Raw genomic sequence first — 14,292 nt, 5'->3', positions numbered from 1 at the left:
ATGCCAACGCGATTTAATCAGGTCAGTGTGAATCGAATGGCTAAAAATTATTTTTAACTCTTTGATAGTAAAGGACTGAATCGCTTAATAACAGGAAGTTTGCCAATGTTGTACACCTTAGAAGCGACAACCCCACTCGAACAAATTTTTGTGAAGGCCCTCCAAGACAATCTCTATGCGGCCGATTTTTATCAACAACTTAGCCAATCAACCCTGTTTATCTTGAGTGAGAGTAGCACTGAGGCGCCCGAGGCGGGCGAAGGTGCGATGGCTATCGGCATCATGCAGTGGTATGTCCCCCTCGACGATGGTAGTGATCATCCTTTTACGCCGATTTTCACATCTCAAACCGCCGTCGATAAGGCTATCGAATTGATGAAGAGCGAAGGCACTGCGCACCATGGGGTGATGACGCTCGATGCCGAGACGCTGTTCCAAGTGCTGCTGCAATCGGGGAGCGATATGGCGCTGAATCCTAACAGCAATATGTCGAAATCCTTGGATGCACACGAAGTACGCTTGATGTTGTCATCGCAGCTTGAGCTGGTGGAGCACAGGGGCGCGCTCTCGTTATTTGGTAATATCGAGCCCCATGAGTATCCCCATTTCGCCCAGCTCAAAGGGTTATTGTCGAACTATAAAACTGTCGAGAAGGCCTATCTGCTGGAATCGTCACGCTTGGACTTTATTCGTAGTACTTCGGACCATGCCTTAAGCCTAGTGATCCAGTTACCCGCTGAAAACTTAGAGGATATTAATCGTATTCGTGGCGATCTGAAGTTGCTCGAGCGTCAACTGGGGCAGGACAGCTGGCCTATTAAAGTGCACCATTTACATGGCGACAGCGTCGAGCCAATCGCGACATTTTGCCAAGCCAAGGGGGTGCCTTTTTACAGCCGCTCACTACTGACTAGTATCAAAGGCTGGTTTAAATAAGCTGTTTTAAGGATAAGAGCATGGCGTTGCCGCTTTGTGCGATGAGTGCTCCTTCTGCTTCGCAAATAAATCGACCTAGAAAGGAGTCAATACAGTCAATGAATGACATTGAATTAAAAGCGTATTTAACACAGCGTGTGTTATCTTTCAGCCAAAGTTGGAATGAGATCGAAAATAATCTCTACGCTAAATATCAAGCAGAGGAAGAAGCCTTAAGAAAGGCCGTGCCCGAAACTGAGTTCCACTATGCAGAGCGGACCGATTGGTTTGCACTGCTCAATGAACAAATCTCCCCCTTATTCGATGGGTTTTGTACCGATAAGCCCCGTGTTTACGGCGGTAAAGTTCGCAACTCCTTTGGTTTTCCTTCAAAGTTTAATGGTTGTGACCATCCCCTTGAGCTGCTCGTTAACTTAAAACACAAGAGCAGAGCTGAAATCTATGTCAAAACCAACACTCACTTCGAAGATGAGTATCTGTTTATTGTCCTTAAAAAGGCCGATGAATGGCGTATCGATAGCTATAAGAATCGTCGCTATGGCAATGAGAAATGGAACACACAAATCCTGTGATTGGATGAAAAGCAGTGCGACCTGTCCTAAAGCCTAAGTTTAGAGTTATTGAGTTTATGACTTTGAAATAAAAGCTATTTCCCCATGCACTCGGCGAGTAATTTAATAAAAAACTCGCTACCTTTACGCTCACAAAATTGAATATTGCGCTCGGGAATTGATTCGGGGTCGTTGTAGTTAGCAAGGGCTAACTCCATGCTGGTCTCGCGAATAATATGCAGGGTTGGGTAGGGCGCGCGGTTGGTGAAATTGGCGGCCGAGTCCTGTGGTTCATCCTCGAAGCAATAGTCGGGATGAAAATGCGCGAGCTGATACACGCCTTCATAGTCGTTGTCGAATAAGGCGTCATTCGCCATATCAACGAGATCGAGGTAAGTGTAAAAGCCCTCAAAACCCCACGGCAGAATAAACAGTGTGGTTTCGTGCTCTGGGTGGGCATCTAGGTATTGGCATTCTTCAATCAAGGCCTTAAGCACTAGCTTGACTTTGGTTTGTTCAACAACGAGATAGCGAATACTGCCACGCTCCACCTCACGTCTGGCAAAGGGGCAAATATTGTATTTCATGATCACTTTTTTCACCCAGTTATCGGTTTGTTGAGTGATCAGTTCTATCTCATTCATGCTAGTGCTTAACTCTTACGGCCAAAATTAGGGGGCGATCATAGGGATGATAGACGCCACAAGCAAGATGGCCATAGTGATATTAAAGATCTTCTGTTGGCGTTCGTTTTTCAAAATGCGTTTAAGCGCCACGCCAAACCCAAGCCACACCACGGCGCAGGGAAAGGCCACACATAAAAACACCGTGGCAATGGTAATCACTTGCGGTGTGAGATCCTGTTGCACCGAGGTAAAAGTGGCAATTGCGCCCACGGCCATAATCCAGCCTTTAGGGTTAACCCATTGAAATGCGGCGGCTTGCAAAAAGCTAAAGGGTTTAGCGACGCTTTTGCCCTCCATCTTGCTACTGCTGTTGGCAATCAGCCAAGACAGGTACAGAAGATACACAATCCCAATGACTTTAATCACTTGGTGGATAATTGGGTAGGCTTGAAATAGGGCACTTAAGCCTAAGCCGATGGCGAGGATCATAGTGGGAAAGCCAAGGCTAATCCCCATCAGATGCGGAATACTGCGTTTAACGCCAAAGTTAACTCCAGAGGTCATGAGCATAATGTTGTTAGGCCCAGGGGTGATCCCCGATGAGAAGGCAAACAACGCGATAGCGAGTATTAACTCCATAGATAATTTTCACACCTTATTTATTGTTGTTTTTAGCATTGTGAGTCGGAGTATTCCCCGATTGTTGCGCCATGACTATGCAAGTAGTAGTCGCTAGGCGAGGCATTCTAGCGGGTAAATGGTGCTGCGCCTATACACAGTTCGGGCTTTATAAAGTAACAAATCATAACGAATTGGAAAGAGGCGAATGCCCAGATTCAACTTAGTTTTGACGCTTGTAGATAACATCGTTTTAACACTATGATGTATATCGACTTTCAGTCTTGGGAATAATAACTATCCTTAAGCTTCAAAAATAATAGCAATAAGGGAATGAGTATGAATTTAACGCAAACCATATGGCGTGTAATGACGTTGCTGACTTTCGGCCTAGTAGGACTCACGGCCTGTGTGACTGTTGAAGATTCGCAGGCGCTACGAACCACAGTGGTGACCTCGGGGGATTTGAGCCAACTACCACCGAGTGCCATGACCTATACCTGGCATCCCACCTTACAGAAGATCTTTGTCGATCGCAGACTCGATAAACAGCAAGTCCTACAACATATGCAGGACACCCTAAAAAAAGTCTTACTTACTAAGGGATTTCGCTGGGTTGAAGATCCGCAGCTGGCAGATTTTCAAGTAGGGTTTGGTGTTGCCATGGGCACACAAATGTCGGATGAGCAGATACTCGCCGCCGCAGGTTTAGTGCCGGGTTTATCGAACCAAGGTGTTGACCTTAAAAAATACGATAAAGGCTCAGTGCTGATTAGCTTTTTTAAACCGACGGGCATCGCGGGGCAACCCTACGAAATAATATGGCGAGTCCTTGGCCAAGGCTTTGCCAACATTAAAGATATGGATGAACTCAAAGCCCGCTTCGATAGCTCAATCGAGGAAATGCTGCTATCGCTGCCCGCCACCCATGCAGTGCAATAGGGCTATCAGCCCATATCCCTAGTTAATGCTCTGGACTAGGGATATGGGTATCGTAGACATAAAAAAAGGGGTCTTTGATATCGATGTAAGTGTTGATAGCTGTCAGAGACACCAACACACTCAATTGACATAAAGTTTTTTAGTCAGCTAACGCTACGCTGACTTCATAGGATGTGAATTTACGAATATTAATCACGCCTGTATCGAAGATCAGATATTGGCCTTTAATACCCCGCAAAATTCCACTGACCACGACTTCCTTATCAAAATTATGTGAAGTGATTTTTTTCGGGAAGGTCTCAATTGGATAATGGATAGCCTGAATTTCTTCCTGCAATCGCTCTATGCTGTAATCGCCTTTTTGCATGCCGATTTCGTGCAACTTAGCCTCAATTTGCGGGATCAGTTCCGCAGCCTTCGCATGTAGGTCGATATCGTCGGCGTGGCCCTTAAGCATGGTTTGCCAGTGGGTTTTATCGTTGATGAGTTTGGCTAATTCCACTTCCACTAAACCCGAGATTTGTCGTGTCGACACTTTAAAAATCGGTAAACCTTGAGTCGCGCCTTGGTCTATCCAGCGAGTAGGCAATTGGGTGTGGCGGGTGATGCCGACCTTGATGCCCGAAGTATTGGATAGATAAACATAATGCGGCACAAAACAATGGCTTTGCGCCCACTCTGGCTCGCGGCAAGTTCCTTGGTCAAAGTGACAGGTTTCGGGCTTCATAATGCACATATCGCAGCTGGCGAGCTTTTGCATACACACAAAGCAATGGCCTTGCGAATAGCTCTTTTTGGTCTTTTTGCCGCAGTTACAGCAGAAGATGTTACCCGTGTGGGTAAGAGTCAGCGGCTTGCCAATTAAGGGATTCAGTGGCAGCAACTCGTCGCCAACAACCAGTTGATACTGTACTTGTTGCGCCTCATCTAAATGTGCGCGCAGCTTTTTTAGCGTTCCTAACATAGGTGTTCCTAGTTTTTTTATGGTGTCACTGGGTTTGGTAAGACATCCCAGCGCACTTATGCATTCGTCATTGCGTGGCGTGCAGTATACAAGATTATCCCGCCGAGTTTAGATAGGAATTCTCGATTGAGAGTCTTAATGCCATTTTGGCGTAATGAGGGTTATTTAGTTTAGTCAAAGTGTTAATCATTTGAGTGTCTTGATAAAAACCAGTAACTTAGCTGCCATTATTTAGGGAGGTTAACGATGCGGATGGTATTAGGACTGATTTTTTTCCTGTCGATGCAGGTGATGGCGCAGACAGACAAGATGCAGATCCATTCTGAAATATTGAATGATGACATTAACTTGCAAATCAAACTCCCCGAAACCTATGGTCATTCCAACGATTTTCGTTATCCCGTTTTAGTTGTCTTGGATGGCTCGACACAATTTGAGCATATTGCCGCGAATGTCGGCTTTTTAAGTAGCTATGCCATTATCCCAGAGTTGATTGTCGTGGGAGTCAGTTCGAATCATCGTTTAAAGTCGTTTACGCCGACCCAATTAGAACAGTTTAAAGACCGAAGCGGTGGGGCTGAAAACTATCGGCAGTTTCTAGAAACAGAACTACTCAGCAGCTTGGGCCAGAAATATCGCATGGCCGATTACCACATACTGTCGGGACACTCTATGGCTGGGCTATTCAGCAGTTATGTGGCACTGACGCCCGATACCCGGTTTAATGCGGCGATATCCATCAGCCCAAGCCTTTGGTGGGACAATAATTGGCTCGTACAGGAGTCCGCTAAGTTAGCCGTCGCCAAACGGACAAAACCCATGCGCTGGTTTTTGAGTATCGCCAGTGAACCCAACGAGATGGCCAGCGCCTTTGCTGCCCAAATCACCCAATTGCAAAATACCTTGGGTAACAGCTCGTCAGTGAAGCATTCTTCAGCTCGCATGCTGCAATGGTTTGATAAACACTTCCCCGAAGAAACCCATGACAGCACCCCGCTTATCGGCAATGTTGAGGCATTAAAGACGCTGTTTGCAGGTTGGAATGCGGTGCCCGAAATCGCGGTGATGCCGCTAAAGGCGTTAAAGCAGTTTTATCAGCAGCAAACGGCGGTCTTCGGCTATGAGTTTCCGCTTTCTGCCCAGCAGTACAATGTCTATGGTCTCAAGGCCAGCTATGAGCAAAAAACGGCGTGGGGTGTGGAGATTTTACAGGAGGGGATAAAGGTGTTTCCTATGTCTGAGGTGCTCTGGGATAGCTTAGCAACCGCCTACGATCTTGATGGTCAAACCGCCCTCGCGATTGATGCTTCCAACAAAGCGGTGCAATTGGCAAAGCAATCTGACTCAGTGTTTTTAAATGAAATCTTGAGTCAGGCCAACAGTCTACAAGGCAAAACTCGCCAGTAGCACTGTTTAAACGCTAACAGTATCGCAACAGATTTGGACAAGCGCCCAGCATCTGGGTAATCTTGTCATCCTTTTCAATGATAGAGACTGTATCTTGCCAGCCAATTTTTTACTCCTGCTCGCCGCCGCCATTTGGGGTTTTGGTTTTGTCGCCCAAACCTTAGGGATGGAGCATTTATCGCCCTTTGCATTCAACGGTCTACGTTTCTTAATTGGTACTGTGTCACTCGTTCCTCTGGTGTGGTATTTGGCTCGGCAAGGCAAAATTCATCTCGGTACGCCCAAAGACTTCGCCATTGGCTGCGGGGTGGTGGGTGTACTGTTATTCGCTGGCGCATCGCTACAACAGGTGGGACTGCTTTATACCACGGCGGCCAATGCGGGTTTTATCACAGGGCTTTATATCGTGTTAGTACCGATATTGGGCTTAGCGCTGAAACATGCTACCGGTGCAAATACTTGGGTGGGCTGTGGTATCGCCGTGGTGGGGCTGTATTTTTTAAGTATTAAAGACGGCTTTCACCTCGGTTATGGCGATACGTTGCAATTGATTGGCGCGCTGTTTTGGGCCATGCATATTCTGGCGGTGGACCATTTTGCCAAGCGAATTTCGCCAGTGTTACTCGCCATGATGCAATTTTTAGTGTGCGGCGTATTAAGCCTGCTGGTGTCGGCGGCCATTGAGGTGACGATTGTCGATAAGGTGATTGCAGCCTGGGGCTCTCTGGCCTATGCGGGGCTGATTTCAGTGGGAATTGCCTACACTTTGCAAGTGCTGGCGCAAAAGCATGCACATCCTGCGCACGCGGCGATTATTTTGAGTTTAGAAACCGTGTTTGCGGCCATCGGCGGTATTATGTTCCTTGGTGAAAGCCTAGGACTGCGCGCCTTGTTGGGTTGCGGCTTGATGCTGCTGGGGATGTTGATTTCCCAAGTGCCGCTGCGCTATTTGATTAAGTCTCGGCACCAGAAAGTCAGCTAGCTTGCCATAAAAAACGCCGCAGGGAGTGCCCGCGGCGTTTTTTGTTGAAGGAGTTGAGGGTTAACGGCTGAGTTTATCCAGCACTAAGTCATCACCGAGTGCATAAAGGGATTGCACCAGTTGTTCCTCTTGGGCGAGGTCGGTTAAGCCTAAGCCAATGGTGGCGCGAAACAGGGCGATGCCGGTATGGCCTGCGGTCTCAAACTGGCTGCTAAACTGCTCGATATTGATACCTAGTGCGGTGATCCGATTGGAAATATCCAGCACTAATCCGGGCCTGTCGTAGGATACTAGGCTGTAGGTTAGCCGCTTAATGGGTTTGAAGGCGACCGAGGTTTTTGAATAGGTGAGGGTGAGGCCGTCGATGCATTCCAAGGCTTCAATCAGCTCGTCCATTTTCAAGGAAGGCACCTCGAGTAACAATATGGCGGCAAAAATCCCGTCGATATGGCGCAGCTCTGAGTCTAACCAGTTGCCGCCATGGCGACTCACGGCGTGGGCGACTTGTTCAACTAATCCTTTTCTATCAGGTGCTTGAAGCGTGATTAAATATCGTAGCATGGCGACTGACTCCTATTTTTTGTAAAAGGCACCTGTTTTAAAATCGGGTGTAACACAACTGTCATCTTTGCGTCATATAATTCAACGCACTTAGAATGAAGGGTGTTGTTATTGCTCAGTTTATGCTCAAACAGTGTAAGCATAGCATTTCGCAATTCCTAGCGAAAAAACTCACAGGCTTTAATAATAGAGGTTCTTAATGGAAAGTCAGGTCATTCAACCTGGTTCTGCGCCGCAAAGTATGCTGAAAGGCGGACGTTCAAGTCGCAGGGCATTTAAGGATAAAGCGGCTCAAATTGGGGTCACGATTGGCGGCACTATGGTGTTTGTCGCCTTATTGTTGATCTTCTTCTATTTGCTGTACGTGATTAAACCCATTTTCGACAGCGCGGATGTGACTCCGGTAAAAAGCGTGAGTTATCAACATGCTGAAGTCGCGACTCTGATGGTTGGTGCCGACGAGCAAAATGAGGTCATGTATCGCGTGGCCGCCGATGGCCAAGTGGATTTCTACACGGTTGCCGATGGCAGCTTACTCTCCAGTTTTACACCGCCATTACCTGCTGGTGTGAGCGTGACCAGCGCCGCCGTTGCTGCGCCGAGTGAACAACGCTTCGCGCTTGGCTTAAGTAACGGCCAAGCTTTAATCGTAGGGATTGAGTTTGGCTTAAGCTATCCCGATAACAAGCGTCTTATTACCCCAAAACTGCGTTACAGCGCGGGTGAAGCGCCGATCACTATCGATGAGTCGGGCAGCGCTATCCATCATTTAGCCTTTAGTTACAGCAACGATAAAATCAGCTTCGCCTACCAAGATGACAATGGCGCTTGGCGTTTAAGCCGTCTCGAAGGTCAAGAAAACATGATGACCGAAGAGGTGGAATGGACGACCACGGGCGCACTGTTACCTGATGCACCAAAAAAAGTCGCACACCAATTGATGACACCGGATCAACGCCAATTGATGCTGCAAATGGGCAACAAGGTGTTTATCTACAATATCCGTGATGTTGAAAGCCTGGATTTAATGCAGGTAATCGATGCGGAAAAGGAAAAGTCTAAGGTTAACAACATTGCCTTACTCGCCGGTGCCAGCTCGATTCTGGTGAGCTACGACTCAGGTGTAGTGACCCAGTACTTCCAAGTGAATGGTCCAAAAGGCCGTTTATACAAAGAGATCCGTGAGTTTACCGATTTAGCGCCAGTGGCCTCGATTGCCTCTGAGTTCTACCGTAAAAGTTTTGCCGTGGTGAGCCCTGAGGGTGAGTTATCACTCCTGTATACCACCAGTGAGCGCGAACTGTTTGATGAAAAGTTTGACCTTAAAAACCCAGGTGTCATGGGCTTTAGCCCCCGTTCTAACGGCCTAGTGGTCGAAGCGAACAAGCAACTGAATATCTTCCACGTGGAAAACTCGCACCCAGAAGTGTCTTGGAGCGCGCTGTGGAATAAGGTGTGGTACGAAGGTTACCCAGAGCCTAAGTTTGTGTGGCAATCCACCTCGGGGAGCGATGACTTTGAAGCCAAACTTAGCTTAATGCCATTGGCCTACGGCACTATGAAGGCGGCGTTCTACGCCATGCTCTTTGCCGTGCCATTAGCGATTGCGGGCGCCATCTACACTGCTTACTTTATGTCGCCAAAGGTGCGCGGCATTGTTAAGCCAACGATTGAAATCATGGAAGCCTTACCGACGGTTATCTTAGGTTTCCTCGCCGGACTTTGGTTAGCTCCGCTGATTGAAGAGCACTTGCCGGGCATCTTAGTGCTGCTGGTACTGCTGCCGACGGCGATTCTGGTGTCGGCCTATTCTTGGAGCAAATTACCCGGTACTTGGAAACAACGTCTGCCTGAAGTCTATCAAGAGCTGATGCTCATTCCGGTTATCTGCTTTGTGGGTTGGTTCTCCTTTGCCATTAGTCCGATGATTGAAGTGGCGCTGTTTGATAGCAACACTCGTCAATTTATCACTAACGAATTAGGCATCACCTTCGACCAACGTAACGCGCTGGTCGTGGGTATCGCCATGGGCTTTGCGGTTATTCCAACGATTTTCTCGATTGCCGAAGACGCGATTTTCTCTGTGCCACGCCATTTATCCAACGGCAGTTTGGCACTGGGCGCGACGCCTTGGCAAACCCTGACACGTGTAGTGCTGTTGACCGCAAGCCCGGGGATTTTCTCTGCGGTGATGATGGGTCTAGGCCGCGCTGTGGGTGAAACCATGATCGTACTGATGGCAACGGGTAACACCGCCATCATGGAATGGAGCGTGTTTGAAGGTATGCGTACGCTGGCGGCTAACATCGCGGTGGAAATGCCAGAGTCAGCGATTGGCAGCTCGCACTACCGTGTGCTGTTCCTCGCGGCCTTCGTTCTGTTCGTATTTACCTTCTTCTTTAACACTATTGCCGAAGTGGTAAGACAGCGTCTGCGTGACCGCTATAGCTCGCTGTAATGGAGATAAGATAATGATACTAAATACTATTTCGCCAATGACCTTGAGAGGTTTGTGCAATGGGTAAGTGGGTAAAATCAGGCTCGCCATGGATTTGGATGACAGGTGGCGCGGTGAGCATCAGTTTGATTGCAGTATTAGGCCTGTTACTGCTCATTGCATGGCGCGGATTAAGCTACTTTTGGCCTGCAACGATTTATCAATGGGAACTCGAAGATAACACTGGCGCACGTTCAACCTTAATCGGTGAGATTTACGATAGGGAAGAAGTGCCAACCGAACGCTTAACCGCCGCGGGCCACGTGTTTAAACAGCCACCCGGTGAGTTTGTGACGCGTTACTTAGTGAAAACCGGTAACCGTGAGTTTGTGGGCTTAGATTTCCGCTGGATTTTAGCAACAGACATTATCAGCCGTAGTGAGCCTGCCGATGTGGCCATGCTCGAGCGTGCTAAAAACGGTAACTTTTATGGCTACCCAGTGGCCGTGATTGAAAACGGTAAACGCTTAGAGCTTAAAAACGATGCGCTTGAATCCTCCTTAATGGAGCATATCGACCGTGCCGTTGCTTTGTCTGACAAAGCGTTATCACTGCAAAAGCAAGATATTGGTGCGATTAACTACAAGATTGAAAAACTGCGTTTAAAAGAGCGCCGTTACGAGTTAGATGGTGAGTTGACCGATAGCCGTAAGCAAGAATTAGCTGCGGCGAAAGTGGCGCTCGAACAAGACTATAAACTGCTTGAAAAAGAGCTGTTTGCCCTGCGTGATGAAGCGGCGCGCGACTCCGTTATCGTGCGTGATATGCGTGGTGTTGAGGTCGAGCTTAAGCTGGATTCGGTTCTTGATGTTACCTACGTCAACCACTTAGGCTTGATGGGTAAAATCGGTAAATGGTTTGTGGGACTAGGCCGCTTTGTCAGCGACGACCCACGCGAAGCCAACACCGAGGGCGGCGTGTTCCCTGCGATTTTCGGTACCGTGTTTATGGTGCTGTTGATGGCGATTATCGTGACGCCATTCGGGGTGATTGCTGCGATTTACCTACATGAATATGCCAAAAAAGGCCCAATCACTAAGATGATCCGCATTGCGGTAATCAACTTAGCGGGTGTGCCATCGATTGTGTACGGTGTGTTTGGTTTAGGGTTTTTCGTATACATGATGGGTGGCTCGATTGACCAACTGTTTTACGCCGAAGCCTTACCATCACCGACCTTTGGTTCGCCAGGGGTGATTTGGTCGGCGCTGACATTAGCGATTCTGACCCTGCCAGTGGTGATTGTATCGACCGAAGAAGGCTTAAGCCGTATTCCTAGCGCGGTGCGTCAAGGCAGTTTGGCTTTGGGCGCGACTAAGGCCGAAACCCTGTGGCGGATTGTGATCCCGATGGCAAGCCCTGCGATTATGACGGGGCTGATTTTAGCCGTGGCCCGCGCTGCGGGTGAGGTGGCACCGTTAATGTTGGTGGGTGTAGTGAAATTAGCACCGACATTGCCACTGGACTTAAACTTCCCGTTCGTGCATTTAGAACGTAAATTCATGCACTTAGGCTTCCATATTTATGATGTGGGCTTCCAGAGTCCTAACGTTGAAGCGGCACGTCCTCTGGTATACGCCACCTCCTTCTTGCTGGTAACAGTGATTGTGGCACTGAACTTAACCGCGATTAGTGTGCGTAACCACTTACGTGAAAAATATCGTTCGCTTGAGCATTAATCAGCGATTATCCTGAAAGTATTAGGACTGAATATGATTTCTATAGATTCGACAGCCATGAAAACCAACAACTTTGACTTAGCAAACTTGAGCCAGAACGATACCGCACTGGAGATCCGCAACTTAGACCTGCGCTATGGCGACAAGCAAGCGCTGTTTAATGTGTCGATGAAGATCCCAAAGAAGCAAGTTACGGCGTTTATCGGCCCTAGCGGTTGTGGTAAATCCACCTTATTGCGCTGCATTAACCGCATGAACGATCTGGTCGACAATTGCCATATCGACGGCGAGATTTTGCTGCACGGTCAAAATATTTATGACAAAAAAATTGACGTTGCCGCCCTGCGCCGTAACGTAGGTATGGTGTTCCAGCGTCCTAACCCATTCCCTAAGTCGATTTACGAAAACGTGGTTTATGGTCTGCGTCTGCAGGGCATTAACAACCGCCGTGAACTCGACGAAGCGGCCGAGCGTTCGCTACGCGGCGCGGCGATTTGGGATGAAGTGAAAGACCGTCTGCACGATAACGCCTTTGGTTTATCCGGCGGTCAGCAGCAACGTCTCGTCATTGCCCGTGCGATTGCCATCGAGCCCGAAGTTTTACTGCTCGACGAACCGACTTCGGCCCTCGACCCAATTTCAACCTTAACCATCGAAGAGCTGATCACTGAGCTTAAGACTAAGTACACAGTGGTTATCGTTACCCACAACATGCAACAAGCTGCGCGGGTGTCGGACCAAACGGCCTTTATGTATATGGGCGAATTGGTGGAATACGCCGATACCAACACTATTTTCACCACACCGAAAAAACGTAAGACCGAAGATTACATTACTGGCCGTTACGGTTAATCACCTTGCCTTTGGCAGTGGTGATGTGAGTGATAAGCGATTAACGAAATAAGCCACCGCCTAGAACCGAGTTAAGCATTGCAAACTCCATCTAGGCGTTGATACAGTTGAGTAAAAGGTTGGCCAAATGGAAAATATGAATTTAAACAAACATATCTCTGGGCAATTTAACGCCGAGTTAGATGATATCCGTAACCGTGTACTCGCCATGGGTGGCTTGGTTGAGCGTCAGTTAGAGCAAGCTATCGACGCCTTAAGCACCTTAGATGCCGAATTAGCGCAAAAGGTGATCACCGGCGATCACAAAGTGAATGGCATGGAAGTCTCGATTGACGAAGAATGCACCCGCATTATCGCCAAACGCCAACCAGCGGCGAGCGACTTACGTCTGATCATCGCGATTTCAAAATCGATTGCCGATCTTGAGCGTATCGGTGATGCCTGCGTGCGTATTGCCAAGGCCGCATTAGATAAGCGTTTGAATAATCAGCAACCGTTATTAGTCAGCATTGAAAATATGGGTCGCCATGCGATTCGTATGCTGCACTCAACGCTCGATGCCTTAGCCCGTATGGATGCTGATTCGGCGCTGGAACTTCACAAAGAAGATGCCAAGCTCGACCGTGAATACGAAGGCATTATCCGTCAATTAATGACCTACATGATGGAAGATCCACGCTCAATCCCCGATGTATTAGACGTACTCTGGGCCGCCCGTGCGGTTGAGCGTGTCGGCGATCGTTGTAAAAATATCTGCGAATACATTATTTACTACGTGAAAGGTAAAGACGTTCGCCATACTTCCTACGAAGATATGGAAAAGGATTTAAAGGACTAAACGCCTTTTATCACACGGCTTTATCCGCAAACGCTCTGCCTAACCGCAGAGCGTTTTTGTTTAGATGTTTAACTGGTTGATGGCCATGAATAGACGGTAAGAAGGCTGGCGAGATTGTTTGTTATGAGGATGGACGAGCCATGGTGTTTGCTCTACGACGCGCAGCAAGTCCTTCCTTGGATGCTCGACCGCCCCGTCAGTGGGCGGACGGTCGTCTCGCTAATCACCATAGCTCACCTGTTTAGCATTGCTGTAGCCTGTAGACTTAATAATCTTACTCAGCACGCTTTGGGACATTTTCGAGTTAAAGACTTAATTCTAACTCGTCAGTTCCGGGTAAAAATTTCTATGGATTAACGCCAAGTACTATAGCAGTTTGTAAGTTGCGTGTTACTGCGCCTTGTTTGCCTTTAGTCGTGATAGAAAGCCTCAGACACATAGAAATCGCAGAAAGATTTGATATCTTCCTTATTGTCGGACTCGATAGCTCTGGCTCGCAGTTTATAGCCACGCACAATTCGGCTGTTGTTTTCAATGGCGAACTGAATCATCAAATCATTGCTGCTTAAATCAAGCTTCTCTAATTCAGATTTAGCTGACTCCGCATTACTTCCAGTGAAAAAACTTTCCTTCATTTGCATATCTGGCTCAATACGCAATTCTCTATGTTCGCACAGCAATTTCTCTTCAGTAGCTTCCGCATGAAGAGAGAACAAGATGGCTATGACAGCTAAAAACTTCATCACAGCTCCTTAGGCATAACGCATTACTAAGGGGCTACCGAAACTTAGTGTAGGTTGTCCCGCGGAGGCCGCACTTTTTGCGGCCGGAGTGAACTT

14 protein-coding genes are annotated in these 14,292 nt (G+C 47.9%); 9 read left to right on the top strand and 5 right to left on the bottom strand.

Annotation, left to right across the window (positions count from 1 at the left end; all coding sequences use genetic code 11):
- The first annotated feature begins 105 nt into the window (after positions 1-105).
- Positions 106-936: an SseB family protein gene (locus EYR25_RS13165; RefSeq protein WP_133180624.1), complete on the top strand. Its 831-nt coding sequence runs from the start codon at positions 106-108 to the stop codon at positions 934-936.
- A 98-nt stretch (positions 937-1,034) separates the two neighbouring features.
- Positions 1,035-1,508 carry an NTF2 fold immunity protein gene (locus tag EYR25_RS13160; protein WP_133180622.1) on the top strand — a complete coding sequence of 158 codons (474 nt, stop codon included), beginning with the start codon at positions 1,035-1,037 and terminating at the stop codon, positions 1,506-1,508.
- A gap of 74 nt (positions 1,509-1,582) precedes the next feature.
- Here the strand turns inward: EYR25_RS13160 and EYR25_RS13155 are convergent, their stop codons facing one another.
- Together EYR25_RS13155 and EYR25_RS13150 are read right to left on the bottom strand one after the other, a co-directional pair.
- Positions 1,583-2,131: a DUF1415 domain-containing protein gene (locus EYR25_RS13155; RefSeq protein ID WP_133180620.1), complete on the bottom strand. Its 549-nt coding sequence runs from the start codon at positions 2,129-2,131 to the stop codon at positions 1,583-1,585.
- Between the two features lie 27 nt (positions 2,132-2,158).
- Entirely contained in the window at positions 2,159-2,752 is a 594-nt protein-coding gene (locus EYR25_RS13150; RefSeq protein WP_133180618.1) for a LysE family translocator, read from the bottom strand.
- Between the two features lie 318 nt (positions 2,753-3,070).
- Between EYR25_RS13150 and EYR25_RS13145 the strand changes: the two genes are divergently transcribed.
- Positions 3,071-3,673, top strand: coding sequence for a DUF4136 domain-containing protein (locus EYR25_RS13145; protein ID WP_133180616.1), 603 nt, complete (start codon positions 3,071-3,073; stop codon positions 3,671-3,673).
- A 139-nt stretch (positions 3,674-3,812) separates the two neighbouring features.
- On the opposite strand, the gene EYR25_RS13140 is transcribed toward EYR25_RS13145, so the two are convergent.
- Positions 3,813-4,637: a DUF2797 domain-containing protein gene (locus EYR25_RS13140; RefSeq protein WP_133180614.1), complete on the bottom strand. Its 825-nt coding sequence runs from the start codon at positions 4,635-4,637 to the stop codon at positions 3,813-3,815.
- A 246-nt stretch (positions 4,638-4,883) separates the two neighbouring features.
- Here EYR25_RS13140 and EYR25_RS13135 point away from each other — a divergent pair, with 246 nt between their 5' ends.
- Both EYR25_RS13135 and EYR25_RS13130 read left to right on the top strand, forming a co-directional pair.
- A complete protein-coding gene (locus EYR25_RS13135; protein ID WP_039978309.1) occupies positions 4,884-6,044 on the top strand; it encodes an alpha/beta hydrolase in 1,161 nt (386 codons plus the stop codon).
- Positions 6,045-6,138: 94 nt separating this feature from the next.
- Positions 6,139-7,026 carry a DMT family transporter gene (locus EYR25_RS13130; protein ID WP_133180612.1) on the top strand — a complete coding sequence of 296 codons (888 nt, stop codon included), beginning with the start codon at positions 6,139-6,141 and terminating at the stop codon, positions 7,024-7,026.
- Positions 7,027-7,086: 60 nt separating this feature from the next.
- On the opposite strand, the gene EYR25_RS13125 is transcribed toward EYR25_RS13130, so the two are convergent.
- Positions 7,087-7,587, bottom strand: a complete 501-nt coding sequence (locus tag EYR25_RS13125) for a glycine cleavage system transcriptional repressor (RefSeq protein WP_023267461.1) — start codon at positions 7,585-7,587, stop codon at positions 7,087-7,089.
- Between the two features lie 199 nt (positions 7,588-7,786).
- Here EYR25_RS13125 and EYR25_RS13120 point away from each other — a divergent pair, with 199 nt between their 5' ends.
- The 4 genes from EYR25_RS13120 to phoU all read left to right on the top strand — a co-directional run bounded on the left by EYR25_RS13120 (position 7,787) and on the right by phoU (position 13,453).
- Entirely contained in the window at positions 7,787-10,045 is a 2,259-nt protein-coding gene (locus EYR25_RS13120) for an ABC transporter permease subunit (protein WP_133180610.1), read from the top strand.
- A 59-nt stretch (positions 10,046-10,104) separates the two neighbouring features.
- Positions 10,105-11,763 carry a phosphate ABC transporter permease PstA gene (gene pstA, locus EYR25_RS13115; protein WP_011717614.1) on the top strand — a complete coding sequence of 553 codons (1,659 nt, stop codon included), beginning with the start codon at positions 10,105-10,107 and terminating at the stop codon, positions 11,761-11,763.
- Positions 11,764-11,796: 33 nt separating this feature from the next.
- Complete coding sequence (pstB, locus tag EYR25_RS13110) at positions 11,797-12,615, top strand: phosphate ABC transporter ATP-binding protein PstB (protein ID WP_011623310.1); 819 nt, start codon at positions 11,797-11,799, stop codon at positions 12,613-12,615.
- A 127-nt stretch (positions 12,616-12,742) separates the two neighbouring features.
- A complete protein-coding gene (gene phoU, locus EYR25_RS13105; RefSeq protein ID WP_133180607.1) occupies positions 12,743-13,453 on the top strand; it encodes a phosphate signaling complex protein PhoU in 711 nt (236 codons plus the stop codon).
- A 410-nt stretch (positions 13,454-13,863) separates the two neighbouring features.
- On the opposite strand, the gene EYR25_RS13100 is transcribed toward phoU, so the two are convergent.
- Entirely contained in the window at positions 13,864-14,196 is a 333-nt protein-coding gene (locus EYR25_RS13100) for a hypothetical protein (RefSeq protein WP_133180605.1), read from the bottom strand.
- Between the last annotated feature and the right edge of the window lie 96 nt (positions 14,197-14,292).

It is taken from the genome of Shewanella decolorationis (assembly GCF_004354305.1).
GTDB classification, from domain to species: domain Bacteria; phylum Pseudomonadota; class Gammaproteobacteria; order Enterobacterales; family Shewanellaceae; genus Shewanella; species Shewanella decolorationis.
Note: the sequence above shows the minus strand (reverse complement) of the source record. Positions and strands in the feature narration are given on the sequence as shown.